Here is a 24090-nt window from a genome sequence, read left to right on the forward strand (position 1 = left end):
CAAATTGGGGGCGAACGGGGCCACTCACGGCCCATCTCCGAAAATTGAGAATAAGCACACCGTCGGCGCTTCTATTTCGGTGTGGACATAATACGCCCCACACGTACTAAATAAATGTAATTAAAGTCTGAATAGCTGCATAAGGCTTGGGTTTGCTGTCTGGCGGCATCTGGGAGGCGAGTCTAAAATTTTGGAGAGCAGAAAGCCGCTGGCTAGGCCATTGCACTTACTGCCAATTTTTGCCCGTTGAGCCGCCTTCTCTTAAGCTCAGGCCATGAATGAACACCGCCCAATTCTCCGAGAGTTTCAACCCGCAGACGCCGCGCAAGTGGCCCAGCTCGTCACCGAGAGCGTGCGCGGGCACTGGATATACACGCCCGAACAGTTCAAGCCTTCCAGCGTGCCGCAGCGCTTCCGGTTGGTGGCGGCAGATTCGGAAGTGCGGGCGACTTTGGTGGTCTCGCCGTTCGGTGACGCCGCGCCCAGCGCCTTCCGGCTGGACTTTGCTGGAGACGCCCAATCCTTTAACGCGCTCTACACGCTCGCCCTGACCCGCTTGCCCCAGCACGCGCCGCTGATTGGCGTGGCCCGCGAGGATTTCAGCGAGCAGATGCAATTTTTTGCGGCGGCAGGCTTCCGTAATGCTTGGCAGTCGTGGGGCGCTCACCTCGATCTGATGCGCTTTGACTTCGCGCCGTATCAGGCACTGGAAGAACGCTTGTTCGTGGACGGCTACGAAGTGGAGCAACTCGCCAACGATGCTCCCGAAGCCGACTGGAACGCCCTGTATGCGCTGAGTCTGGAAGCGGTGGAAGACGCTCCACGCAATCCCACCACTACGCCGGACAGCCTCAGCTTGGAAGAATTGCGGGCGATGATCGTGCGCGAAGAAACGGTGTTCGTGGCGCGTTTTCGGGGCCAGCTCATTGGGTTTACTCGCTCAACGGTGCGCGGCGAGCACTTGGACACCGAACATACTGCCGTGAGTCGCCCCCACCGCAATAAAGGTCTAGCGACCCTGCTCAAAGCGCAGGCGCTGGACTCAGCACAGGAACAAGGCTGCATCCAAGCAAGTACGGGCGGCACGGTCATGAACCTGCCGATGCTGAAAGTCAACCATTGTTTGGGCTATTTGCCGGAGCCGATGTGGGTGACGTGGTGGCTGGAGCGTTGAGTGCCGGGCTGGACTTCTGGCCCTTCTTGCTCGGCTTTTCTTGACTTGCTTTCGGGGCGTACTGACCCACGCCGCCCGCCGCCGCAAACTCGGTTTCCAGTTCGGCCAGCGGCTTCTCGGGCTTGCTGTTGGCATCGCCGGGTAAGGTGTGGGCAAACACTTCTATAACATCGGGATAGCCGTCCCCGTCCGCATCGCCGTTGGCGGCCAGCACGCTGTACAGCACGTCAGCAAATTTGGCTTTGGGATTCGTCTGAAAGCCCTTCTGGAGCGCTTGCCCGAACACGTTCCAGGGTGCGCCGCCTTTGGCATTGACGTGACAAAAGGTGCAGGCCATGACTTTGCCGCTGTACTGCCACAGCGGATCGTCCTTATCGTAGTGAAACTGCTGAATGGCGGTGAGGCGAAAGGCGGGCATGGCGAGCGTTGGGGTCAGCAACAGGAGCGCCAAAGCGCCCCAGCGCTTCAACCCAGCCCCCTCAACTCAACTGGCATCAACTCAACCACTTCGGCCCGTCGAATTTGCCGCCCAGAATTTCCTTGGAATCCAGGTTCAGCCAAGTATCTAATGCGTGGGCGTAAACGCCTCTGAAATCCTGCTTGTAGCGAATGTCGCCGTCGGCCAGGTTCTCCAGGTCGGGGCTGTCGCCGTGAATGCCGCCCTTGACGCTCTTGCCCAGTACAAACATCACGCTGCCCTGTCCGTGATCGGTTCCGGCACTGGCATTCTCAGCCACCCGCCGCCCAAACTCGGAGAAGCCCATCACGACCACTTTATCGGCCAGGCCCTGCACGTCGAGGTCAGCTTGAAAAGCGGCCAGTCCCTCGGCCAGTTCGCGCAGCAAATCGTCCTGCTCGGCCCGCTGGCCCGCGTGCGTGTCGAAGCTGCCCAGGCTGGTGTACAGCACCCGCTGACCGTTGCCGCCCGCGATCAGGCGGGCAATATCTTGGAGGCTGGCGGCGAATTTGCTGTCCGGGTAGACAGCGCCGGAGCGGTATTTGCTGAGATTTTTCTGAACTTTGGCGGTGTTGAGCAGCATCTGTTTGGTGGCGGCTTGCAGGTACTCGGCCTCGCCCTGCCTCGGCGCGTTCAGCAGGGTGGTAAAAGGGTCGTGGAGTCCGGCGGGCAATTTGAGCTGGTAGCTGTCCACACTGCTGATGCTCGGCAGCGAGAACTGCTTGGCTTGCAGGGCCAGCGGCGTGGCGTTGCCGATGTTGCTGGCGCAAAACGGGTCGCCAATCGTCTCGGCGATTCTTCCTATCCAGCCGTCGCTGGCGGCCTGGGTGGGGTCGGCGGTGTGCCAGATCGCCATGCTGGCAAAGTGGCTGCGGTTGGGGTTGGGGTAGCCGATATTCTCCAGCCAGCCGAGTTGCCCGGCGTCCCAGAACTTGCTGAGCGCCCGCAAGCTGGGGTGCATCCCGAGGTCGGCAGTCAGATTCAGCACGTCTTTTTTGCCGATGGCGATGTTGGGCCGCGCCGCGTAGTAAGCTCCGTTGCTGTAGGGAATCAGGGTGTTGAGGCCGTCATTGCCGCCGGTGAGCTGAATGACCACCAAAGTTTTGTCGCCGCCCGCCGTTGCGGCGGCCCGTGCCAGAAAGCCGGGCATTCCGCTGGTGACGCTGACCGCCAGCGCCGAGAGTTTGAGAAAATCGCGTCTGTTCATGGGTGGCTCCTTTTGGGAGAGGGAAGATGGGGGCTTGGCTCTCTTTTTCTTCAAGGAAGGGGAGAGTGAGCGCAGCGGTTGCCTTTCACCTCTTCTCCCTCAAATCAACTGATATTCAGGACTGACCAACATCAAATAGGTGCGCTGGGCACTGCCTAGTTTCGCCAGCGCACTCGGCATCTTTTCGCTGCCCAGCAGGGCCAGGGCGCTCGGCTCAGGCACAGGGTCAGCCAGCTTGGTCTGGGCTTTGCCTTTCTGGTTGCCCAGCGTCATGGCGGCGGCGACCTGCATCCTGAGCAGCAAGGTGGAGTCGTTGATCCATTCGCGGCCACCGTCCCAGCCCTTGACGGTAGGCGGGTGCAGCAAATCTTGGCCGAGGCGGGCCAGCGTGCCCGACAAATTGAGGTAGGTTTTTTTGTCTATATCGGTGCGCCCGGCTGATCTCAGCGCTCCCACCACAAATTCGGTGGGGCTGCGGATGATGCTGCTTCTGGAGGCGTAAAATTCCTGACTGCTCAGCAGGGCCTGCAAAGTTTGCCGCAGGTCGCCGCCGGATTGCCGGTAGGTTTCGGTGAGCTTGGCCTGTCCGGCGGCGTCTGGCGCGTCGCTGACAAACGAGCGCCACAGCTTGAAGGCCACCCGCTCGGCGGTGGAAGGGTGCCCCGCCGCCAGCCGCACGATGTCGTCGCCGCCGAAATTTCCGGTTTTGCCCAGATAGGTCTTGGAGCCGCCGTCGTGCTGCTTGGCATTGAAGGTGAAGGTTTGCGGGTCGGCAAAGTCCTTGGGGCCGCGCTTGCCCTCAAACGTCCAGCCAGTCAGTGCCCTCGCGCCTTCTTTGACGTCGGATTCGCTGTAATTGCCTATGCCAGCGGTATACAGTTCCAGCAGTTCGCGGCCCAGATTCTCGTTGGGTTTGCCTTTTTTGTTTTGGTCGTTGTCGAGGTAGCGCATCACGGCGGGCGTTTTGACGGCGGCCAGCGCGAGGTCGGTGAAGTTGCTCAGGGCGTGGCCGCGCAGCACGCTCAAATAGTTGTCTAAGGCGCTGAGGTTCTTGACTTTGTCGGTGCCGATGACGAAATGGTTGCTCCACATTAGCGCCAGCCGTTCGCGCAGCGGATAAGGTGTCAGTACCATCTCGCGCAGCCAAGCGGCCTGAAAGAGTTTGATGGCGGCGTAAGGAGCGACCGCTTCCGCAGGTTTGAAAGGCGTGTCCAGCGTGGTGGTGGGAAAAACCAGCAGCGCGGCGGCGGCAGCTTGCGGGGTTTGGCCCACCAGCGCTCTGATCTGCGCCTCAGTGGCTCCAAAACTGGTGCGCCGCAGCAAATGGGCCGCGTCGGTGGCGGTCAGGGGGGTGGTGCGGGGAGTGAGTGGCACGGCGTCTCCTTTGAGAGGGCAGGACTGTAAACAACAATCGGTTCAGAGGTTCTGGTACAGAGCTCAAAGCCGACTGATTTTTGTACTTCTAGGGATTGGAGTCGCTCGGCGGCAAAAAAGTTCCCAGCGGGCCAGGGTCACTGCGCTTGACGCTGCTCAGCGAAGTCTTGAGAACGCCCGTGTCGAGGTTGCCGACCAGCCACACGAAGCTGTCCCCAACCTTGCGCGAGGCCACGCCCGCCGCCGCCTTGACGCCTTTGGGGGCCATCACCAAAGCCACCACATTGATGCCGTCGCTGAGGTTGAGCTGCGTGCCCGTTTTACGCTGGCCCACGCCCGCCGCCACAAAGCCCGCTGGTAAGTTCAACCCGGGCAGGGCCAGGCTCAGCGCCTGCGGCAAACCGGCCAGCAGTTCTGCTTTGATGGGGGCGGCGCGTTTTTGCAACTTGACGGCGCTCAGCAGCTCGGCGCGGCGGGCCAAGCTGCCGTCCGCGCTGCGCTCCTCGTAGGCCAGCGGCACATTCCAGCTCACGTCCACCCAGACGCGCCAGCTTGCCGCCGCGCCGAGTTTGGGCGTGAGGCTAAAGACCTGGGTCGAGCGGCCCGCTACCGTTTCAGCGGCTTCCCGCTTCACCATGAAGTTTTGCCGCAGCAGCTTGGGATACACCTTGATCGGCGGCAGACTCTGGGCCTGACGAACCGGCGGATCACGCGGCGGAAAAATGACCGTGATGCTGGTCTCGCCCCGCACCGCAAACCTGAGACTTTTGTTGAGGGCGCTCAGCAGGGTGTCCATATCGCTGGGCGGGGTCGCGGTTTGAGCGGCGGCCAACCCGCTCAAGAGTACAGTCAGCGAAGCGAGGCTGGGCTTCACCACTCACCACCCAGTGCCGAGCTGTAGGCGTCGTAAGCCGCGCTGCTGGCTAAAGGTTGTGAGGCCACCAAATCCGTGCTGGACGAATCCATACTGGGTGAGTTCAGGTGAGGCGCGGGCCGCAGCACCAGCAGCCCGCCAAAGAGGGCGGCGGCGGCCAGCAAAGTCGGCCACCAAGTGGCCCGGCGTCTGGTCAAAGTAAGGAGAGGCGGAGCCTGGGGCAACAAAGCTTGGCGACTCAAAAATCGCTCTGCTGCGCCTGCGTCGGCTGAGCTGGGCTGCCGCACTTCAGCGAACAGCGCGTCTAGCGTGAAGTCATCTGAATCGTCAAAGTCTTTGGGCAGGGAAGAGGGCGGTTTCATGGCTTGACTCCTTGTTTCGGCGTGGGGTGTTTGGCGCTTTGCGGCACGTCCCAGCGCCCCTTGATAAGTTCGCGCAGTGTTGCCCGTCCCCGACTGATTCTGGATTTGACGGTGCCGAGTTCAACGCCCAGCACCTCGGCAATCTCCGAGTAGTCCAGCCCGGCCAGCTCGCGCAAAGTCACCGCCTCCCGCACGCCTTCTGGAAGTTGCTGCATGGCCCACGCCAGCAACTCGCGCAGTTGGGCCTGTTCGGTGCTGCGGGCGGGGTCGTGGTGGGCGGCGGGTTCGGGCCAGTCGTCCAGGGCGTCCGGCTGCTTTTTTCTGAGCGCCGCCGAGCAGGCATTCAGGGTGATGCGGTGCAGCCAGGTGCTGAATTTGGCGTCTCCCCGGAAGCTGCCCAGGTTTTTATGTACGCTGACAAACACCTCCTGCACCACGTCGTCGGCGCTGCTGCTGCCCACCACGCTGGCGGCCAAGCGGTGAACGGCGGCAGCGTGGCGGCGCAGCAACGTCTCAAAGGCAGCCGTGTCGGAATGGGCCAAGCGAATGAGTTGTTCATCGGTGTAGTCGTCCATCGGGCTTGTTATCCATGCGGCGGCCTACGGTGAGCGCCTTATGTTTTAGAGTCGGGCCAGCTGCCAAAAGTTCCCTGCTACTCTAAACCCCGTGCTGAACTCCCCGCCTGAACTGAGCTTGCCCACCGAACTGAAAAGGGTGCTGCCCGCCGCCCGCTGGCAAGACGTGTCGGGCGATTCGGGAGCGTGGGTGTGGCAAAGTCAAAAGTACGTGGTCAAGGTGCAGCCGCTTGGACGGCTCGAAAGCCTGCGAACCGAGCAGACCAAACTGCGCTGGCTCTCGGGCCGCTTGCCGGTGCCGCAGATTGTCGGGTACGCCACCGACGAGCAAAGTGAGTACCTCGCCACCGCCCGGTTGCCCGGTTTGCCGATGCACCACCCCGACGCCCTGCTGCACGCGCTCCGCAACGCTGACTTGCTGGCCCGCGCTCTCCGGGAGCTTCATAGCTTACCCATCCGCGAATGCCCCTTTAACCAAAGTCTGGCGCTCAAGCTGCGCCAAGCCCGCGAACGGGCGGAGCTGGGCTTGGTGGACGAAACAGACTTTGATGCTGAGCGGCTGGGTCAGTTGGGACTGGGTCAATTGAGGGTGGGCCAATCGGCAGAACAAGTCCTCAAGTATTTGGTCAAATCGCGGCCCGCCACCGAAGATGTGGTCGTCACACACGGCGACGCTTGCTTGCCCAATTTTTTGGTGTCGGGCGAAGTGGTCGAAGGCCTGATTGACGTGGGCCGCCTCGGCATCGCGGATCGCCACCAGGATTTGGCACTGGCCCAGCGCAGCCTGATCCGCAACGCGGGCGATGAGGCCGCCGAACACTTTTTGGACGTTTACGGGCGGCAGTGGGTGGACGCAAGCAAGCTGGCGTATTACCAAATTTTAGACGAATTGTTTTGATGTGAAGCGGTGTTCTAAAGATTTCTCCCTTGAAACGCGACGGCAAAATAAAAACAGTTCACGGCTGCACAATAATTGAGAAGCTATTTTTTATTGCCCGGAAGATTCCGGTAAGTATGGGTCTTAATTTTAATTTAGCTCACCTTTAGAAGTGGCTAAGGGTGGCAAATGTCCTTATTGAACAGCCGCCCAGTCAGGTAAACTAAAGAAACCAAAAGTAGTCGGTCACATCAGTTACGCGTTTATTCGCTCGTGTGAGAAAACCGCAGGCTTGCTCAAGGCAAGTCGCAGGGGCAGTGTTCTACCTAGGCGTCGGGCTTCAATCAGAAGTCCAGTACAGCATTCAATTCTAAAGTTAAATGAGGAGATTCACAATGTCTCAAATCACTTGCACATGGGTTCCGGGAACCACAGACACCGTTCGTCTCAGCACCATTCAAAAAACCCTTAAATTGCCGCTGCGCCAAATAAAAACCTTGTGGGGCGAACAGGCCATCAAAGACTTGTATTTGCGGGGACGCTTTTCAAAAAGCATTACCCAAGCTGAACTCGATCAGTTGATGAAGGCTTAAAACTAAAACTTGCTCCAGCCCTCAAAACGAAGTGGGAGCCAAGCAATGCGGCTTCCACTTTTTTGTTGCCCCGCTTCGCTGTCCAGTCTGTGGGGCCTGACGATTCTCTGATGCCCTCTTAAGCATTCCTCACGCTCGGCTAAGGGGAGATCATCTCCTGAGCGGCATACTGCTCTTCATGATGAATCTTAAACGCGGAATGCTTCTTCTCGGTGCGGCGCTCTCGGTGGCGAGCGTGACCGACGCCTCGGCGGGCCGGCTCTCAGCCTCGCTCCTTGCCAAAGCCCGTGCGGGCGACAATACCCCCACCGGTGTGATCGTGCGCTTCAGCGTGTCCAACAACGCTCAGGGCCGCCAAGTCTTCAAGAACTTGCGTGTTCAGCTTCAAAGCAGCCTCGCCAAGCTGGGGCCAGCAGCGGGCTTTGTCACCGACGCCCTGAAGAAAAACGGCGCGGAGTTGTGGCTCGATCAGTCGATTTACCTCAAGCTCTCGCCGGTGCAGGCTCGTGTGCTCTCCAGCTTGCCGATCGTGGACGAGATTTTCGAGAATTTCAAAGTGCAGATTCCCAAAGCGCAGGCGCTCAGTGCGGCCAGTGCGCCGACAGGTGTGCCGTACCACCTTCAGGCCATCGGCGCAAAAGAAGCTCAGGCGGCTGGCTTCAAGGGGCAGGGCGTGCGCATCGGGCACCTTGACACCGGCATCGATCCCAACTCGCCCGAATACAAAGGCAAGATTCTCAATTACGCCGAGTTCAATGAAGACGGCGACAGGGTTCAGAGCAGTCAGCCGCACGACAGCGCCCAGCACGGCACCCACACGGCGGGCCTGCTGGTGGGCAACACGGTGGGTGTGGCTCCCGACGCCAAGCTGATCAGCGCTCTGGTGTTGCCGGACGGCTCCGGCACTTTTGCACAGGTCATTGCCGGAATGCAGTGGGTGCTCGACCCCGACAACAACGCCGACACCAACGACGGCGCGAACGTGGTCAGCATGAGCCTCGGTCTGCCCGGCACTTATCAGGAATTCGTCTTGCCAGTTCAGAACATGCTCAAGGCCGGCGTGGTTCCGGTGTTTGCTATCGGTAACTTCGGCCCCACTGCCAGCAGCACCGGCAGCCCCGGCAACATTCCCGACGTGATCGGCGTGGGCGCGGTGGACAAAGACGGCAACGTGGCTTCGTTCAGCAGCCGTGGCCCGGTGGCCTGGACAGGCGCGTACAGCGGCGTGTTTACCAAGCCCGACATCGCCGCGCCGGGTGTGGCGATTACCAGCAGCTTTCCCGGCGGCGGCTACGGCTCGCTCTCCGGCTCCTCGCAGGCCGCTCCCATCGCGGCGGGCGCGGTGGCTGTGATGCTGGGGGCCAAGCCCGGCACCAGCGTGGACGCCATCAAGCAGGCGCTGTATTCGAGCGCTTCCAACAACGGCCAGAAAAACAACAACACCGGCTACGGCGAAATCAGCTTGCCCAAAGCGCTGGGCAAGCTGGGCGTGAATGTCTCGGCCCCGGCTCCTGCGCCGGCTCCAACTCCCGCGCCTACGCCCGCCCCCACGCCGACTCCAGCACCCACGCCCACTCCTGCTCCGGCCCCAGCGCCAACACCCACACCGACGCCCGCTCCAACGCCGACGCCTGCACCCACTCCAACCCCCACGCCGCCTCCGGCCAACACCAACAACGTGGTGCCGCCGGTCGGCTACACCTTCTGCGCTCCTGAGGGCGGAGCCTGCAACTTCAGCGGCGAGCGCCTGGCCGCTTTCGGCGCAAATGGACGCTACCTCTCCGGCACCGCCACTGACGGCTTCAAATGCACGGTGGCCGAGTGGGGATCTGATCCGGTGCCCGGCGCGGCCAAAGCCTGCTTCCTGAAACCCGCTGCCAACACCGCTCCTGCTCCGGCCCCAGCACCCGCACCGACGCCCGCGCCCAAGCCGCCGACCTCCGGCAAAAAGCCCAGCGTGCTGCTGGTCGATGATGATCTCGGCCAAGGCCCCGACGTGACGGCGGCCCTGCGCGACGCGGTGAAAGCCAACGCCTCAGGCGCGTTTCGCTGGGACGTGCAGACCCAGGGCGCAGTGCCGCTGAGCGAAATGAAAAAGTACGACGTGGTGCTGTGGCTCAGCGGTGAGCAGTACAGCAACACCGTCACGGCCGCTGATCAGCAGAACTTGCAGCAGTATCTGACGGGCGGCGGCAGATTGATCCTTAGCGGCCAAGACATCGGCTACGACATCGGCGCGACCAGCTTTTACCGTGACGTGCTCAAGACCCAGTTCATCTCCGACTCGTCCGGCACGCCCAAATTTGTCACCAGCGGTGTGTTGGGCAACGTGGCCTACACCCTCAACGCCGACGGCAGCGCCAAAAACCAGGTTTACCCCGACGTGATCTCCGACATCGGCAGCGGCGTGGTGGCCGGCTCTTACGGCAGCGCTGGAGCCACCGCTGGCACACTTCAGGCCCAAAGCATTCAGGGTGACAGCAACCGCAGCCGCGTTCAGGCCAAGAGCAGCAAACCCTCACCGGTGCGTGCCCAATCGGCGGGCCAAGATGCCGGGGCCATCGTGCTCAACGACGCAGGGCGCTACCGCACCGCCACCATGGGATTTGGATTGGAAGGCCTCTCGCCCGCTGCCCGTTCCAGCCTCCTCAAAGCGACTTTCGAGTGGTTGATGCGCTGAGTGAAGTTGTTTTAAGCAAGGCCCGCTTTCCAATTGGAAGGCGGGCCTTTTCTTTTGGGGTGTAGACGCCTGTGCTCACGCCACGTCGTCGTCCACCAGCGCCATGCGGCCTTTGGACAGCCAGACGTTGACGGTGGTGCCGCGCCCGACCTCACTTTCAAACCAGATTCGCCCGCCGTGTGCGTCCACGATGCTGCGCGCAATCGCTAAGCCCAGCCCCGCGCCGCCCTGATCGCGGCTGCGCGATTCTTCCACCCGGTAAAAGCGGTCAAACAACCGCTCCAAATGCTCTGGGGCAATGCCGGGGCCGTCGTCGCTGACACTCATCTGCACGCCGCTCTCGCCGCTTTCACCGGTAGCCAAGCGGCTGCTCAGCTCCACTCGGCTGGCTCCGGCTTTCAGCGCGTTGCTGACCAAGTTGATAATCACCTGCTTGAGCCGGTCAGGATCGCCCTCGAGCGCGTCGTCGCTGCCGCTAACCTTGAGTTCGGCATGCTGGGCCTGAGCCAGCGGCTGGAGTTCGCGGGCAATGTCGCCCAGCAGCAACTTGGGCAGCACCGGCTGACGGCGCAGGGTCATCACTCCGCCGTCCGAGCGGGCCAGTTCGAGCAGGCTGCTGATCAAGTTGGTGAGGCGCTCGGCCTCGCTGCGAATGATGGTCAAGCTCTCGCGCTGGCCCTCGCTGGGGTTGGTGCGCCTCAGCAGGTAACTGGCGTGGCCGCTGATGGCCGTGACCGGCGTGCGCAGTTCGTGGCTGGCGTCGGAGGTAAAGCGGCGCTGAGCTTCAAATGAGCCTTCCAATCGGCCCAGCATCCGGTTGAGCGCCAGCGCTAGGGCCTGCACCTCGTCGCGGGTCTTGGGCTCCGGCACGCGGGCGCTGAGGTTTTGGCCGCCGATCTGCTCGGCTGCCCTCTGCACCTGAATCAGCGGCCTGAGCGCTTGCCCCGAGAGCAGATACGCGCCCACGCTGCTGACGATCAGCCCGCCCACGAACAACACCAGCATCAGCGAGCGCAGGCGGTCGAGCGTGTCGTAGGTCGGCTGAAGGTTGCGCCCCACATAAATCAGCGCCGCCTGGGTCAGCGGAGAATTGTCGCCGGTCGCGTAGCCGGTTTGCACCTCGGCCAGCCGCACATAAACTTGGGTGGGCACCGGTTCGTCAAAGGCGGCTCGGGTCGGCGCGGTGATTTCAAGGCCGCGCGAAGGATCATCGAGGAGCTGGGCAAACTCGGCGTCACTGAGCTGAACCGGAGCGTTGGGATCAATGCCGACGGTCAACCGACTTTGCGCGGCGGTGGCCTGCATAAACCCCAGTTCGGCGGCGCGTTCGGCGGGGCTGCCCTGCATCATGCTCTGGATGTCGTCGATGCTGGTGGTAAGCCCCTCGATTTGAATGCGGTAATTGGGAAAATTCTGGCGCAGCGCTGAGAGCGTGGGGCCGTTGGTGTCGCCGGAATCGCTGCCGAACCCCGAGCTGCCCAGTCGTCCGAGCGGATTGGCCGGACTAAACGGCGTGGTGGGTAAAACAAGACGGTTGATCTGGCCGAAGACATTTTTCTCCAAGTCGTCTTTGATGCTGCCGATGAGGCGGGTTTGCATAAAGCTGAGCACCAACACCGCCAGCAAAAACAGCAGCGCCGTGAGCAGCACCGTATAAAAAAGCGTCAGCCGCCCGCGCAGGGTCATGCGGGCGGCCTAACGAAGTGAAAGTGAACCGGGAAGCGGACAAGCATATCCGCCAGTATAGAAGGTTGGATGAGTGTTTCTCAGGAGCGGCTGGAGCGCTTTATTCCTCGCGCAGCACGTAGCCGACGCCGCGCACCGTGTGAATCAGGCGGCGCTCGCTGCCCTCTTCGAGTTTGCGGCGCAGGTAGCCGATGTACACGTCCACCACGTTGCTGCCCCCAGTGTATTCGGGCCAGACTTTTTCTTCAATTTCAAAGCGGCTAAACACCTTGCCGGGGTTGCGGGCCAGAAGTTCGAGCAATTCAAATTCCTTGGCCGACAACTCCACGCGCCGCCCGCCCCTGAAGATCTCGCGCCCGTCGAGGTTCATCACCAAATCGGCCACCCGCACTTCGCCGGTCACGGCAGGGTTGACGCGGCGCAGGTGAGCGCGGACACGGGCCAGCAACTCCTCAATCGAAAACGGCTTGATCAAGTAGTCGTCCGCGCCGGAGTCCAGTCCTTCCACCTTGTCCTGAATGCCGTCTTTGGCCGTCAAAATGATGATCGGGGTGTTGCTGGTCTTGCGGACGCGGCGGGCCACTTCGAGGCCGTCAAGGACGGGCAGCATCAAATCGAGGATCACCAGATCGGGGTTGACTTCGCGGAATTTGGACAGGCCGGTGACGCCGTCAAAGGCCACCTCGGTGGCGTAGCCTTCGGCGGCCAACTCCAGCTCAATAAAGCGGGCGATATCTTTTTCGTCTTCAATGACGAGTACCAAGGGCTTGCGTTCCATGGCTCCACAGTACGGCGCATTCTCATGAGAAGGCCTGAGCGGGGCTTAACCACTTTTCATCTGAGCTGACCACTGCAATTTTCAGTGGGAGCGGACGCTATGTGTATCTCGACCTCATTTTACTGGTTCGTTGCACCGCGCAGAGACGAAGAGACGTCTTGGTAAGCTGCCGAGACGAACAGGCTCAGGTTTCCGCTGCCTGCCGCACTGCTGCGGCCAAATACAAACTGCCCGCCACCAACAAGGTGCCGCCGCTGGGGGTGAGTTCCAGCGCCCGCTCGAAAGCGGTGAGCGGATTGGGCCACGCTTCGCCGCCGTATTGCCGCGCCAGCGCCGCCGGATCGCTGGCCAGGTCGCCGGGGGCGGTAAAGATGTACCGCTCGGCTTTACTCAGCAGCGGCGCGAGGGTGGCGGCGGTGTCGCGGCGGGCCAAGTTGCCGAACAGCAGCACGTCGGCCCCCGGCACGGCGGCTGCTAGGGCGGCGGCGGCGTGCGGGTTGTGAGCGCCGTCGATCAGCACGGTTTTGCCGCCTACCACAAAGCGCTCCAAGCGGGCCGGATGCTTGGCTTCCAGCGCGGCGCTCACTCCCCCGCCGTACCCGAGCAGGCGCAAGGTCGCGGCGGCGAGGCTGGCATTTTCAAGTTGATGCGGCCCTGCTAAGTGCGGCGGGCGCGGCAAAGCAAACAGTTCGGGGTGGCTGTGCGGCGTAAACAGGGGAGCGCCCCGCTCGGCCGCCACTTGCTCGGTGACGGCCAGCGCCTCGCCGCTTGCCGTGGTCAGCAGCGGCACGCCGCTCAGGGCCGCTCCGGCTTTGTCGCGGGCGATGCTGGCGATGTCCGGCCCCAGCGCTCCCGTGTGGTCGAGCGCCACATTTGTCAGCACCACCGCCGCTACCCTGCTCAGCGCCTGCGTGCCGTCCGAAACGCCGCCCACGCCCGCTTCCATCACTGCCCAGTCCACTTTGGCACGGGCAAAAGCGAGGCAGGCGAGGCCCAGAGTCAAATCAAAAAAAGCCGCGTCGGGAGCGTGCTGCTTTGCCCATATGATAAACTCGGCGGTCTGTTGCGCGTCCAGCTCTTGTCCACCTCTGCGGATGCGTTCTTCAAAGCGTATCAGGTGCGGGCTGGTAAAGCGGCCCACGCTCACGCCGCTGCCCAGCAGCCCGGCTTCCAGCATGGCGCAGGTGCTGCCCTTGCCGTTGGTGCCGATCACGCGAATGCTGCGAAAAGTCTGGTCGGGGTGGCCGAGTTGCGTAAGGAGGGCGCGGGAGCGCTCCGGCCCGCGTGCTTGGCCGCTGCGGGTGCGCGAGAAGAGCCAGTCGTAATCGGGCTGGGGTGTGGGAAAATCAGGGAGGGCAGACATAGCTGGTTTATTGTGCCGTCTCCCGTATGCTGAACGTCAATGAGTGATTTTTCTTTTGGAGATTCTGGTTGTGTGGACTCTGGCCCGAATGTCGGCGTGGTGATGGGAAGCCGCAGCGATTTTGAGACGATGAGCGGAGCGCTGACGCTGCTTGAGCAACTCGGGATTGCGTACGAAGTGCGGGTCCTCTCGGCCCACCGCACGCCGCAGTTGCTGGAGAGCTACGCGGCGCGGGCCGAGCGCCTGAACTTCTCGGCCATCATTGCCGGAGCGGGCGGCGCGGCCCACTTGCCGGGGATGCTGGCGGCCTTTACCCGCGTGCCGGTGCTGGGTGTGCCGGTGCAGAGTAAAGCGCTCAGCGGCCAAGATTCCCTGCTGAGCATCGTGCAGATGCCTGCCGGAATTCCGGTAGCGACCTTTGCCATCGGCCTGGCTGGAGCCAAGAACGCCGCTCTGTTCGCCGCCGCGCTGATCGCCACCACCGACCTCGCCGTGCGTGAGCGCCTGAACGCCTATCGCGTTGCTCAAACCCAGGCGGTCCTCGACGAGCCGTTTTTTGAAGGCCACCCCCAAGCTGGTGAAGGGTGAACCCGCCACCATCAGCCACACTGGGCATCCTCGGCGGCGGGCAGTTGGCACAGATGTTGGCGCTCGCCGCCGTGCCGCTGGGCGTGCGGGTGGTGGTGCTGGAACCCGACCCACTCGCGCCCGCTCAGGTCTGCGCCGAACACCTGCTGGCTCCTTACAACGATCCGGCAGGACTGGCCCGCCTCGCCGAGTGCGACGCCGTGACGCTGGAATTTGAAAACGTGTCGGTAGAAGCGCTGAGTTGGCTGGCTGGCCGGGTGCCGCTGCGTCCGGCGGGTGAACTGCTGCACCTGAGCAAGCACCGCACCCGCGAAAAAGAAGCGCTGCGCCGCGCCGGAGCTGCAACTGCGCCGTTTGTCAGCATCGAATCGGAGAGTGATCTGGAAGGTGCGCTGGAAAAAGTCGGCGGGCGCGGCGTTCTCAAGACCTCCGAACTCGGTTATGACGGCAAAGGGCAAGTTCGGGTGTCAACGGCCGCCGAGCTACTTCCGGCGTGGAATGCGCTGGGCCGCCGCGCCTGCGTGCTGGAAGGCTGGGTGGAGTTCGCCCGCGAGGTCAGTCTGGGGGTGGCCCGCAACGCGCAGGGCCAGCTCGCTTACGGCGGCCTGATTGAAAATATCCACGTAAGTGGTGTTCTGCGCCGCAGCTTGTATTTGCCTGGCGACACTGCCAGGGCCGCTCCCGAGCCGCAAGCCCGCCGCTTGGCCCGCTCGGTGGCTGAGAATTGGGAACTCGAAGGCCTGCTGACCCTCGAATTCTTTGAACTGCCCAGCGGAAAACTGATCGTCAACGAGGTCGCGCCCCGTGTTCACAACAGCGGTCACCTGACCCAAGACGGCGGCGGCCTCAGCCAGTTTGAAGCGCAGGTGCGGGCGGCCCTCAACTGGCCGCTGCAAGACTTTGCCCCTAAGCTGCCCTGCGTAATGGTCAACATTCTGGGCTGGCCTGAAGGTCAGGAACCCGATTGGCAGGCGATTCTGAAACTGGAAGGCACGAGGCTGCATCTCTACGGCAAAGCCCACCAACCCGGACGCAAGCTCGGCCACGTCAATCTGGTGGCGCGGGAGCCGGCAGAGTTGCTGGAGAAGCTAGCGGTGTTGGAGACGCTGATTCCGCAGTAGGGTCGGTCGGGAGTGAGGCAACCAAAAAAGGGGAGAAGCCGCGCTTGGCTCCTCCCACTTTTTGAGTTCAGCGATCAATTACTCGCTCTTGGTGTCCTCGCCCTGCTCGCCTTCTGTGGCGGCTTCGGCTTGTGGCGCTTCGGTTTGGGCTTCTTCTGACGGCGCGGCGTCGCTCTCTGCTTCAACAGGCGCAATTTCAGCAGGAGCAGCAGCCTCCACTTCCGGTGCGGCGTCCGCTTCTAGCGCCTTGGCTTCCGGCTTGGGGGCCAATTGCGCCAGCGCCAGCGTCAGCGCTTTTTCGCGCAAGATGTTGGCGTAGTAGCTGTTGAGGCCGTCCGGCCCCAGTTGGGTGCGGAGTTGCTGGGCAGTCAGGTTGTTGGCCTGAGCCAGCGACAACATGGTCTGGTTAAATTCCTGATCGCTGACGCTGACCTTCGTGTCCTCGGCGAGCTGCTCGAGGGCGAGGTCGCGGCGCACGCGGCTCTCGGCGTTCTTGTCGAGATCGGCCATGAAATCGTCCAGTTTGCCCTGCTCGGTCATGAAGCTCTCGTATTCGGCCCACTTGACACCCTGACGCGACAGATCGCTCTGAATTTCTTCCATCATGGCGTCGCGGCGGCGGGTCAGCAGCGCTCCCGGGATGTTGGTTTCCATGCCCGAGACCAAATGCTCGATGAACTCCTCGCGGCGGGCGGCTTCGCCTTCTTGCTGAGCGCGGCGGGTCAGTTCTTCTTTGAGGTCGCTTCGCAGGCGCTCTAAGCTCTCGAAGTTCAAGCTCTTGGCAAATTCGTCGCCCAGTTCCTGGCGCTGCTTGTTACGCACGTCCATGATCTTGACCTGAACGGTGTGCTCGGGGTGCTCGTGGTCGCCGTGCTGATGGGCTGGAACGTTGATGCTCACGTCGTCGCCCTTGCTCTTGCCGGTCAGGGCTTCCTGAACATGCGGCTCGGCCACGTCGAGATAAATCGGGTAGCTACCGCCTTCCTCGCCGGTTTCCTCGATCATCACCATGTCGTTGCCGCCAGCGGGGCGCTCGACGCTTTCAAAGGTGGCGTTGCGGTCTTGCAAATCGGTGAGGGTGCGCTCCAGCACGTCGCTGGTGATTTCCGGCGCGGCGGCGCTGAGCTGGGCCTGCTTCCAGTCGCCCAGTTTGACCTCGGGGTAGGTTTCGCCCTTGACGCTGAAATCAAACGCCTGACCGTCTTTGAGGTCGGACGGGTTGATCTCGGCGTCCACTAGGCTCAGCTTGAGTTCGCGGGCGGCCTGCGGGTAGTGAACTTGCAGCAAGCGCTCACGCACTTCATTTTCGACGTAGCCGGCTCCGACGCGCTGCTCAAGCACCTTCTTGGGCGCTTTGCCCGGACGAAAGCCCGGTACCCGCACGTCACGGGACAGCCCCGCCCAGACTTGCTGATAAGCACGGCTCACTTCGGCTGCGGGCACCGACGCCTTAAATTCTACTTTGTTGCCTTCTTTGCTCATCAGTTCTGCCATAAGTCTCCCGTTGTCCTGCGTCCTTTAAGTGGACGGCCTTGCTGATTTGGTGTTTGAAACTTCTCCGTGTAAAGCGAGAGTGCGTGTAATCAAAACTTCAAAAAAAAGTCGGCCCCATCACAGGGCCGCCTTTCTCTGGTGCGAGGAAAGGGACTTGAACCCTCACATCTTTCGATACCAGATCCTAAATCTGGCGCGTCTACCAGTTTCGCCATCCCCGCGCTTCGTCCGCAGCCCCAACTGAGAAAGCCTGAGCCGAGTGGCGGCACTTGGAGCTTGCCGAGCTGCTAGACACCTGTCGTTCAAGTCCGTAGCCCTGACAGATTGAAAACCTGGGGGCTTGAAACTTTGGGGTGGATTAGGGGACTTGAACCCCCGGCCTCCGCTTCCACAGAGCGGCGCTCTAACCGACTGAGCTAAACCCACCATACCCAATTGCCTGTAAATCAGCTGCTTTGCTTTTGGCCTGCGCCGTGAGCCTAACCATGCTAAAGAATCGCTTCTCCAGTGTCAAGCGCCCGAGGCAAAGTCGACTTTATGTTCCAACAATTTTGTGTAAAAGTAAGGTCATGAACGCTGCGGCCCGTTTGCTCCTTGCCTTTTCACTTCTCAGCTCCTGTGCGGCGGCTCAAAGCGCTGCGCCCGAAATGCCCACTGCGCCGACGCTGCCGCCTGCCGAACGCTACGGCGTGCAGTTGGGCGGTATTCCACCGTTTTTCTTGTCGGCTGGCGGATACAAAGTCCTGACGGGTCTGGGCGCGGGGCAGCTCGAAGGGCGGGCGCTGATCAGTACGTTGGGCATTCCGACTTTTATTACCGCTCTCGGTGCTGAGGCCGATCTGCTGGCCAGTTATCCGCTCTCGGCCCACTGGAAAGTCTACGGAGGCGTGGCCGCCGCCTTCACCAGCACTTCTGTCAACAACGCAACCAATTATTTTGGTCTGGGCGGCTTGGTGGGTGTACGAAGTGGGCCGGGGCTGGGATTTTTCATCGAGGCGGGAGCGGGCACCTTTTTCGGCGGATTTACTGGCCCGTTTGGGCGCACCGGCGTGACCTACAGCTTCTAGGCATGACACTTTCTAGGTGGCTCTAGTCAGATGGCGCTGGGCGGTGCGGGCGGGTATGCTCAGTTCATGGCTACTGCCCAGCACGACACCTTGCCCGTCAATGATCCGCTGCGCCGCATTCAACAAGCCCTCCAAGACGCGCCTAACCCGGTGGGCGGCAGTGCAGTCGACGGCTGGCTGATCTACGATTTTCGCGGCCTCAACCCCCACGCGGGAGCGTTGCTCAACCTGGGCGGTTCATTTCTGACGCGGCGGTATTTCGTGTGGGTGCCGACTCAGGGCCGACCTGCTTTGCTTCACCACCGCATCGAGGGCGGCACTTGGAAGCGGCTATTGGCCGGGGCCGAAGTGGACTTCATTCCTTACAGCGCCCACACCGAGTTAGATGAGCATCTGCGCCGGTTGGTGGGCGGCAAAACGGTGGCGGCCGAGTACAGTCCGCAGGCCGCCGTGCCTTACGTCAGTTACGTGGACGCCGGCACTCTGGAGCGGATACGCGGTGCAGGCGCAGAGGTGGTGAGCAGCGCCGACTTGCTGCAAGGCTTCTTGGCGTGGAGCGCAGAAGACTTGGCCGCGCACCAGCGGGCAGTGGCTGTGTTGATGCGGGCCAAAGATATGGCGTTTGAACTGATCCACCAGCGCCTGCAAGCGGGCCAGCCGGTTACTGAGCTGGACGTTCAAGCGGTCATTGCTGGCCAGATCGAGGAAGCGGGCATGCTCAGCGGTCATCCGGTAAATGTCAGCTTCGCGGCCAACGCCGCCGACTCGCACTACGAGCCCGGCGGCGACCTCAACGCCACTTTGCAGATGGGCCAGTGCGTGCTGATCGATTTGTGGGCGCAGGAAGCGGGCCGCCCGTTTGGCGACGTGACGTGGGTGGGCTACGCGGGCGAGCCGAGCGCCGAATACAGTCAGGCCTGGCAAGCGGTGGCCGCCGCCCGCGACAAAGCGCTGGACGTGTTGCAGGAGCGCTCGGCGTCCGGCACCCTCGAAGGCTGGGAAGTCGACCGCGCTGCCCGCGACGTGATTGAGGCGGCGGGTTTGGGCGAGTTTTTCAGCCACCGGCTCGGCCACAGCCTCGGGGTGCAGATTCACGGCTCGGGAGCCAACTTGGACGACCTAGAGACGCACGACACCCGCAAGCTGCTGCCGGGCCTGTCGGTCACGGTGGAGCCGGGCGTCTACCCCGCCGAGCGCGGCTACGGCATCCGCAGCGAAGTGGACGTCCTGCTGACCGATTCGGGGCCGCTGGTGACCACGCCGGTGCAGGCTGCTCCCTTCGTGCTGGGTAGGGCGGGGGAGACGTGGGCGCAGGTGCGGGCGCGGGGTCTGGGCGAGGAAAGCTAACTCAGGTTTGTTGACTACTCGCACGTTCAAACGGGCAGCACCCTCAGAGAAAATCAAGACCTCGCGCACGGTTTCAAAGCCCTCTGCGCCGAGGTCGTTTTTCTATGTTTGGCGCAGGGCTTTGCCGTTTTTGGTTGCGGCGGCCTTGGGGATAAATAGTGTTGCTCGGCGGGTCAGGCTTGGCGCGGGTTTCGAGAACGACCCGATGAGCTGAGTTAAGGGTGCAAACAGAAGCTGAAAAAACAGCGGTCGTGTGGGCATTTACCCTCACCCAAATCTCGGTTTCAAGGTGGTAAGAGCGGCGTGACAGTTGCAGAGTAAGCTGATTTTTATGGTGTATCTCTCCATCGTCGTTGTGGTGCTGATCGTTGTGGCGCTGCTGCGCTACCCTACCTTCAAACGCAGGCAGCTCGACCGCCGCGCCGTTGTCCGCTCTGCGCGTCCGCCCGGTACGGCTGACCTTGACGATGTAGATGCCATTCGTCCCGACATTGACGCTTCATCGATGGCCTCGGCCCGCAAATCGGTCAGCCGAGATGTGCCCGACGGCGTGCTGGCCGACGCCCTGCTGGACGCCACGCCCGAGCAGATTCAGCACCTCTTCGCTGCCGTTCCCCAAGAAATTATTGCCGCCGCCGTTGGCAAGAGTAAAGACAACGTGCAGCAGGCTCCCCTTAAGGCCGAAGACCTCGCTCAACTGCGCGGTGTGGGCGACTCGGTGGACGACCTCGAAATCTGGAGCTTTGGCGAGAAGAGCTGAAGACGTAGAGGAGCGGCCCGCCGCTCAGCTTTGTGTGGTATGGCCGCTCCGCAGCGCCTTCAACTGCTCATAAAGCTGTTTTTCGGCGTCGCTCAGCTTGGCGGGCAAAACCAAATTGAGCTTGACATACAAGTCGCCCGCGCCGGTTTTGCCGGGCCAGCCTTGACCCTTGAGCCGCATCCGCCGCCCGCCGCTGGTGCCCGCCGGAATGTTCAGGCTCACGTCGCCTTTCATGGTCGGCACCCGCACGCTGCCGCCGAGCGCCGCCGTGTCTACCGGCACGTCCACGCTGGTGCTCAAGTCGCTGCCTTCCAAATCAAATTTGATGTCTTCCAACACGCGGATGGTCAGTAGCACGTCGCCGCCCCCCGGCCCCTGACCCGCCAGCCTGAGCCGAGCGCCGTCGCGGGTGCCGGCCGGAATCCGGACGGTGAGGCGTTTGCCCTCCACCTGAATGGTTTCATCTGAGCCGCTGTAGGCTTCTTGCAAAGTGACTTGCAGTTCTCCCTCCACGTTCTGGACGAACCTGCGCCCGCCGCCCATGCCCGACATCAAGTCATCGAGGTTGACCTGCGCTCCGCCGCCGCGAAAGCCGCCGCGTCCTGGTTGTCCTTGTTGACCGAACAGGCCCTGAAAAAAGTCGCTGAACTGCGAAGCGTCTACCCCGCCGTAATCGGCGCTGGAAAATCCGCTGCCGCCGCCCGCGCCCGCTCCGCCCCAAGCTCCTGGCGGCACCTGTCCGGAATGGCCGTACTGGTCATACAGTTTGCGTTTTTCGGCGTCGGAGAGCACCGCGTAGGCCTCACCAATTTCCTTGAAGCGCTCGGAGGCCTTGTGGTCGCCCGCGTTTTTGTCGGGGTGGTACTGCTTGGCCAGCTTGCGATAAGCGCTTTTGATCTCGCCCTCAGAGGAGCTGCGCTGTACGCCGAGAACATCGTAATAGTCTTTGTAGGCCATGGTGCCTCCTTCGGAAAAGCCAAAAGCGGCGGGCCATGAGCCAGCTTGATCTGTTCGCTCATCGCCCGCCGCTTACGGTTTACTGCTTCTTAGAAACGACAACCCGCGCGGGCCGCACCAATTTGTCGCCCATCTTAAAGCCGAGTTCGTAGACTTGGATAATGGTGTCGTCCTCAGCGCCGGGCACCACTTGCAGCGCTTCGTGCCACTGCGGGTCAAAGTGCTCACCGACGCTGCCGGTGGCTTCCAGGCCCAGGCCTGAAAAGACGCGCAGCACGCTGGTCTGAACTGCTTGCATGCCGGGAATCAGTTTGGCGGGGTCTTCTGTGCCCATGCTCAGGGCACGCTCTAGGGCGTCGTAAATTGGCATCATGGCCTCGGCGGCTTTGGCTTTGCCCTGATCTTGTGCGCCGCTGACATCGTCTTGGGTGCGGCGGCGGTGGCTTTCAAAGTCGGCAGCGAGGCGGCCCAAACGGCCCCTCAGATCGGCATTCTCTTTTTCCAGCTCGTCTACCTTTTCCATCTTCGCCATCATTTCCTGCACCTGGGCGAACATATTTTCGTCGAGGTCAGGCATTCCGTCCATGCCTTCTAAGCCTTCCATATCGGCGTCTTCGTCCAGCAGTTCGGTGTCGACGGGTTGAGCGCCGACGGCTTCCAAAGTCTGCTCGCCGGTTTTGGCTTCGGGTTCAAATTTCAAATTTTCGGTGTGGTCTGGTTTGTTGGTCATGGCTTGTCCTCCTAAGGGTGTCGGGTTTGTGAACGTAGCAAAAGCGGGATGAGCGCTGAGGGGCGTCTAACCCCGCTTCACCCATCCCGCCTGAGCTGGAACTTTACTCGGCGGGCTTGAAGTCCGCGTCGATCACGTCGTCGTCTTTGTTCATATTGACGCCGCCCTGCGCTCCTGCTCCACCCTGCGGCCCGTCTTGGCCGTCATTCTTGGGCTGATTCTGGTTGGCGGTCATGAAGGTGCGCAGTTCTTCTTCCAGCACCTTCTGGGCGTCGGCGATCTTGCTGTCGTCATCGAGGCGCACGGCTTCCTCGGCAGCGTCGGCAGCGGCCTTGAGCTTGTCCTTGGCTCCCTGATCGGCGCTCTCGTTTTCTTCGATCTGCTGGAGGGCCTGCACCCGCAGCGAATCGAGGCTGTTGCGCTTCTCGACTTTCTCGCGGCGCTGCTTGTCGGTGCTGGCGTTTTGCTCGGCCTCGCGCACCATGCGGTCCACGTCACCCTTATCGAGCGTGGTGGTGTTCTCGATGCGGATGCTCGATTCCTTGCCGCTGGTCTTTTCCTTGGCGGTCACGTTCAAAATGCCGTTGGCGTCGATGTCAAAGGTGACTTCTACCTGCGGCTGTCCGGCCCGCATCGGCGGAATGCCTTCGAGTTTGAAGCGGCCCAGAGATTTGTTGTCGTTAGCCATCGGGCGCTCGCCCTGAAGCACGTTGATTTCTACGCCGGGCTGGTTGTTGTCGGCGGTGGTGTAGATCTCGGTACGCTTAGCCGGAACCGGGGTGTTGCGGGTGATCATCGGCGCGATCATGCCGCCCTTGACTTCCACGCCCATCGTCAGCGGGGTCACGTCGACCAGCACGATGTCGCCCAAGCTGGAATCGCCCAAAATAATACCGGCCTGCACGGCAGCGCCGAGCGCGACGGCTTCATCGGGGTTGACCGATTCGTTGGGTTCTTTGCCAGTCAGTTCTTTGACGATGCGCTTCACGGCGGGAATGCGGGTCGAGCCACCGACCAAAATGATCTCGTCGATCTTGGAAGCGTCGAGCTTGGCGTCGCTCATCGCTTGTTCGACGGGCTTGCGGACGCGCTTGAGCAGATCGCCGGTCAGTTCTTCGAACTTGGCGCGGCTGAGGGTGCGCTCGAGGTGCAGCGGGGTGCGGGTCTCGGGATCAAAGGTGATGAACGGCAAGCTGATGCTGGTTTCCGAAGCGTTGCTGAGTTCGATCTTGGCTTTTTCGGCGGTTTCGATGAGGCGCTGGAGGGCCTGTGGGTCTTTGCGGAGGTCGAAGTTGTGCTCTTTTTTGAATTCGTCGGCCAGCCAATTCACAATGCGCTGATCGAAATCCGCGCCGCCGAGGTGGGTGTCGCCGGAAGTCGATTTGACTTCAAAGACGCCGTCGCCGAGTTCGAGGATCGTTACGTCGAAGGTGCCGCCGCCGAGGTCGAAGACCAAGACCGTTTCGTTGCCCTTACGCTCCAAGCCGTAAGCCAGTGCGGCGGCAGTCGGCTCGTTGATGACGCGCAGCACGTTGAGGCCCGCGATTTCACCGGCCTGACGGGTGGCTTCGCGCTGCGAGTTGTCGAAGTAAGCGGGCACGGTGATGACCACGTCTTTGATCTTCTCGCCGAGCTTGGCCGAGGCGTCGTTGACCAGTTTGCGCAGCACTTCGGCGCTGACCTGCTCGGGCGCGAGGTCTTGGGTGCCGACTTCGACGCGCACGCTGCCGCCGGGGCCTTCTTTGACGGTAAAGGGGCTGCGCTCGGCTTCCGCGCCGATCTCGTCCCAGCGGCGTCCGATGAAGCGCTTGACTTCAAAGATGGTGGCTTTGGGATTGAGCGCGGCTTGGCGGCGGGCAATCTGGCCGACCAAACGCTCGTCGCCTTTGTACGCAACCACGGAGGGTGTGGTGCGTCCGCCCTCGGCGTTGACGATCACTTCGGGGCGTCCGCCTTCCATCACGGCGATGACGCTGTTGGTGGTTCCTAAATCGATTCCGACTGCTTTTGGCATGAATGACCTCTT

The 24090-nt window shown here is 61.9% G+C and carries 22 protein-coding genes and 2 tRNA genes; 9 read left to right on the plus strand and 15 right to left on the minus strand.

Going from position 1 to position 24090, the window contains the following annotated elements; genetic code table 11:
• Positions 1-274: 274 nt before the first annotated feature.
• Positions 275-1174: a GNAT family N-acetyltransferase gene (locus tag FNU79_RS04680; protein WP_143719740.1), complete on the plus strand. Its 900-nt coding sequence runs from the start codon at positions 275-277 to the stop codon at positions 1172-1174.
• Here the strand turns inward: FNU79_RS04680 and FNU79_RS04685 are convergent.
• From FNU79_RS04685 to FNU79_RS04710, 6 genes are all read right to left on the minus strand, one after another.
• Entirely contained in the window at positions 1113-1643 is a 531-nt protein-coding gene (locus tag FNU79_RS04685; RefSeq protein ID WP_185974602.1) for a hypothetical protein, read from the minus strand. The two genes, FNU79_RS04680 and FNU79_RS04685, sit on opposite strands and share 62 nt — an antisense overlap.
• Positions 1644-1668: 25 nt before the next feature.
• Positions 1669-2838, minus strand: a complete 1170-nt coding sequence (locus FNU79_RS04690) for a DUF1501 domain-containing protein (protein ID WP_143719741.1) — start codon at positions 2836-2838, stop codon at positions 1669-1671.
• Positions 2839-2937: 99 nt separating this feature from the next.
• A complete protein-coding gene (locus FNU79_RS04695) occupies positions 2938-4212 on the minus strand; it encodes a DUF1800 domain-containing protein (RefSeq protein ID WP_143719742.1) in 1275 nt (424 codons plus the stop codon).
• A gap of 88 nt (positions 4213-4300) precedes the next feature.
• Positions 4301-5086 carry a transcriptional regulator gene (locus FNU79_RS04700; RefSeq protein WP_143719743.1) on the minus strand — a complete coding sequence of 262 codons (786 nt, stop codon included), beginning with the start codon at positions 5084-5086 and terminating at the stop codon, positions 4301-4303.
• Positions 5083-5448: a hypothetical protein gene (locus FNU79_RS04705; RefSeq protein ID WP_143719744.1), complete on the minus strand. Its 366-nt coding sequence runs from the start codon at positions 5446-5448 to the stop codon at positions 5083-5085. Before FNU79_RS04705 ends, FNU79_RS04700 begins: the two co-directional genes overlap by 4 nt.
• Positions 5445-6023 carry an RNA polymerase sigma factor gene (locus FNU79_RS04710; RefSeq protein ID WP_143719745.1) on the minus strand — a complete coding sequence of 193 codons (579 nt, stop codon included), beginning with the start codon at positions 6021-6023 and terminating at the stop codon, positions 5445-5447. Before FNU79_RS04710 ends, FNU79_RS04705 begins: the two co-directional genes overlap by 4 nt.
• 91 nt (positions 6024-6114) lie before the next feature.
• Between FNU79_RS04710 and FNU79_RS04715 the strand changes: the two genes are divergently transcribed.
• The 3 genes from FNU79_RS04715 (at position 6115) to FNU79_RS04725 (ending at position 10173) form a co-directional block, all read left to right on the plus strand.
• Positions 6115-6921 (plus strand): APH(3') family aminoglycoside O-phosphotransferase, encoded by an 807-nt coding sequence (locus tag FNU79_RS04715; RefSeq protein ID WP_143719746.1) that lies wholly within the window; start codon positions 6115-6117, stop codon positions 6919-6921.
• A gap of 374 nt (positions 6922-7295) precedes the next feature.
• On the plus strand, positions 7296-7493 hold the full coding sequence (locus FNU79_RS04720; RefSeq protein ID WP_124872316.1) for a hypothetical protein: 198 nt from the start codon (positions 7296-7298) through the stop codon (positions 7491-7493).
• A gap of 181 nt (positions 7494-7674) precedes the next feature.
• Positions 7675-10173 carry a S8 family serine peptidase gene (locus FNU79_RS04725; protein ID WP_225429897.1) on the plus strand — a complete coding sequence of 833 codons (2499 nt, stop codon included), beginning with the start codon at positions 7675-7677 and terminating at the stop codon, positions 10171-10173.
• 75 nt (positions 10174-10248) lie between these two features.
• Here the strand turns inward: FNU79_RS04725 and FNU79_RS04730 are convergent, their stop codons facing one another.
• From FNU79_RS04730 to FNU79_RS04740, 3 genes are all read right to left on the minus strand, one after another.
• A complete protein-coding gene (locus tag FNU79_RS04730; RefSeq protein ID WP_143719748.1) occupies positions 10249-11859 on the minus strand; it encodes a sensor histidine kinase in 1611 nt (536 codons plus the stop codon).
• Positions 11860-11959: 100 nt separating this feature from the next.
• Entirely contained in the window at positions 11960-12637 is a 678-nt protein-coding gene (locus FNU79_RS04735; RefSeq protein WP_109827840.1) for a response regulator transcription factor, read from the minus strand.
• A 184-nt stretch (positions 12638-12821) separates the two neighbouring features.
• Entirely contained in the window at positions 12822-14000 is a 1179-nt protein-coding gene (locus tag FNU79_RS04740; protein ID WP_143719749.1) for a glutamate ligase domain-containing protein, read from the minus strand.
• 39 nt (positions 14001-14039) lie between these two features.
• On the opposite strand from FNU79_RS04740, the gene purE reads away from it, so the two are divergent.
• The gene (gene purE / locus FNU79_RS04745; protein ID WP_143719750.1) at positions 14040-14588 is read left to right on the plus strand and encodes a 5-(carboxyamino)imidazole ribonucleotide mutase; all 549 of its coding nucleotides are present in this window, start codon (positions 14040-14042) and stop codon (positions 14586-14588) included.
• The gene (gene purK / locus FNU79_RS04750; protein ID WP_143719751.1) at positions 14585-15709 is read left to right on the plus strand and encodes a 5-(carboxyamino)imidazole ribonucleotide synthase; all 1125 of its coding nucleotides are present in this window, start codon (positions 14585-14587) and stop codon (positions 15707-15709) included. Before purE ends, purK begins: the two co-directional genes overlap by 4 nt.
• Positions 15710-15787: 78 nt before the next feature.
• Here purK and tig read toward each other — a convergent pair whose 3' ends face one another.
• The 3 genes from tig to FNU79_RS04765 form a co-directional block, all read right to left on the minus strand.
• On the minus strand, positions 15788-17203 hold the full coding sequence (gene tig / locus FNU79_RS04755; RefSeq protein ID WP_143719752.1) for a trigger factor: 1416 nt from the start codon (positions 17201-17203) through the stop codon (positions 15788-15790).
• Positions 17204-17339: 136 nt separating this feature from the next.
• Positions 17340-17424: transfer RNA gene (locus tag FNU79_RS04760), tRNA-Leu, on the minus strand.
• 128 nt (positions 17425-17552) lie between these two features.
• Positions 17553-17629, minus strand: a tRNA-His gene (locus FNU79_RS04765).
• A 143-nt stretch (positions 17630-17772) separates the two neighbouring features.
• On the opposite strand from FNU79_RS04765, the gene FNU79_RS04770 reads away from it, so the two are divergent.
• From FNU79_RS04770 to FNU79_RS04780, 3 genes are all read left to right on the plus strand, one after another.
• Positions 17773-18270, plus strand: a complete 498-nt coding sequence (locus FNU79_RS04770; protein WP_143719753.1) for a hypothetical protein — start codon at positions 17773-17775, stop codon at positions 18268-18270.
• 66 nt (positions 18271-18336) lie between these two features.
• Positions 18337-19617: a M24 family metallopeptidase gene (locus tag FNU79_RS04775; RefSeq protein WP_143719754.1), complete on the plus strand. Its 1281-nt coding sequence runs from the start codon at positions 18337-18339 to the stop codon at positions 19615-19617.
• A 331-nt stretch (positions 19618-19948) separates the two neighbouring features.
• A complete protein-coding gene (locus tag FNU79_RS04780; protein ID WP_143719755.1) occupies positions 19949-20377 on the plus strand; it encodes a hypothetical protein in 429 nt (142 codons plus the stop codon).
• Between the two features lie 24 nt (positions 20378-20401).
• Here FNU79_RS04780 and FNU79_RS04785 read toward each other — a convergent pair whose 3' ends face one another.
• The 3 genes from FNU79_RS04785 to dnaK form a co-directional block, all read right to left on the minus strand.
• Positions 20402-21334, minus strand: a complete 933-nt coding sequence (locus tag FNU79_RS04785) for a DnaJ C-terminal domain-containing protein (protein WP_143719756.1) — start codon at positions 21332-21334, stop codon at positions 20402-20404.
• 79 nt (positions 21335-21413) lie between these two features.
• A complete protein-coding gene (locus FNU79_RS04790) occupies positions 21414-22064 on the minus strand; it encodes a nucleotide exchange factor GrpE (protein WP_143719757.1) in 651 nt (216 codons plus the stop codon).
• A gap of 103 nt (positions 22065-22167) precedes the next feature.
• Positions 22168-24078, minus strand: coding sequence for a molecular chaperone DnaK (gene dnaK / locus FNU79_RS04795; RefSeq protein ID WP_143719758.1), 1911 nt, complete (start codon positions 24076-24078; stop codon positions 22168-22170).
• Positions 24079-24090: the final 12 nt, after the last annotated feature.

This window comes from Deinococcus detaillensis, from assembly GCF_007280555.1.
Classification (GTDB): Bacteria; Deinococcota; Deinococci; order Deinococcales; family Deinococcaceae; genus Deinococcus; species Deinococcus detaillensis.

Excerpts from the sequence above, each read along its gene's own strand:
- FNU79_RS04790 (WP_143719757.1), bottom strand. The coding sequence starts at position 22,064 with ATGACCAACAAACCAGACCACACCGAAAATTTGAAATTTGAACCCGAA.
- FNU79_RS04770 (WP_143719753.1), top strand. The coding sequence starts at position 17,773 with ATGAACGCTGCGGCCCGTTTGCTCCTTGCCTTTTCACTTCTCAGCTCC.
- FNU79_RS04785 (WP_143719756.1), bottom strand. The coding sequence starts at position 21,334 with ATGGCCTACAAAGACTATTACGATGTTCTCGGCGTACAGCGCAGCTCC.
- FNU79_RS04690 (WP_143719741.1), bottom strand. The coding sequence starts at position 2,838 with ATGAACAGACGCGATTTTCTCAAACTCTCGGCGCTGGCGGTCAGCGTC.
- FNU79_RS04735 (WP_109827840.1), bottom strand. The coding sequence starts at position 12,637 with ATGGAACGCAAGCCCTTGGTACTCGTCATTGAAGACGAAAAAGATATC.
- dnaK (WP_143719758.1), bottom strand. The coding sequence starts at position 24,078 with ATGCCAAAAGCAGTCGGAATCGATTTAGGAACCACCAACAGCGTCATC.
- FNU79_RS04730 (WP_143719748.1), bottom strand. The coding sequence starts at position 11,859 with ATGACCCTGCGCGGGCGGCTGACGCTTTTTTATACGGTGCTGCTCACG.
- purE (WP_143719750.1), top strand. The coding sequence starts at position 14,040 with ATGAGTGATTTTTCTTTTGGAGATTCTGGTTGTGTGGACTCTGGCCCG.
- FNU79_RS04775 (WP_143719754.1), top strand. The coding sequence starts at position 18,337 with ATGGCTACTGCCCAGCACGACACCTTGCCCGTCAATGATCCGCTGCGC.
- FNU79_RS04740 (WP_143719749.1), bottom strand. The coding sequence starts at position 14,000 with ATGTCTGCCCTCCCTGATTTTCCCACACCCCAGCCCGATTACGACTGG.
- FNU79_RS04710 (WP_143719745.1), bottom strand. The coding sequence starts at position 6,023 with ATGGACGACTACACCGATGAACAACTCATTCGCTTGGCCCATTCCGAC.
- FNU79_RS04725 (WP_225429897.1), top strand. The coding sequence starts at position 7,675 with ATGAATCTTAAACGCGGAATGCTTCTTCTCGGTGCGGCGCTCTCGGTG.
- FNU79_RS04705 (WP_143719744.1), bottom strand. The coding sequence starts at position 5,448 with ATGAAACCGCCCTCTTCCCTGCCCAAAGACTTTGACGATTCAGATGAC.
- FNU79_RS04780 (WP_143719755.1), top strand. The coding sequence starts at position 19,949 with ATGGTGTATCTCTCCATCGTCGTTGTGGTGCTGATCGTTGTGGCGCTG.
- tig (WP_143719752.1), bottom strand. The coding sequence starts at position 17,203 with ATGGCAGAACTGATGAGCAAAGAAGGCAACAAAGTAGAATTTAAGGCG.
- FNU79_RS04680 (WP_143719740.1), top strand. The coding sequence starts at position 275 with ATGAATGAACACCGCCCAATTCTCCGAGAGTTTCAACCCGCAGACGCC.
- FNU79_RS04720 (WP_124872316.1), top strand. The coding sequence starts at position 7,296 with ATGTCTCAAATCACTTGCACATGGGTTCCGGGAACCACAGACACCGTT.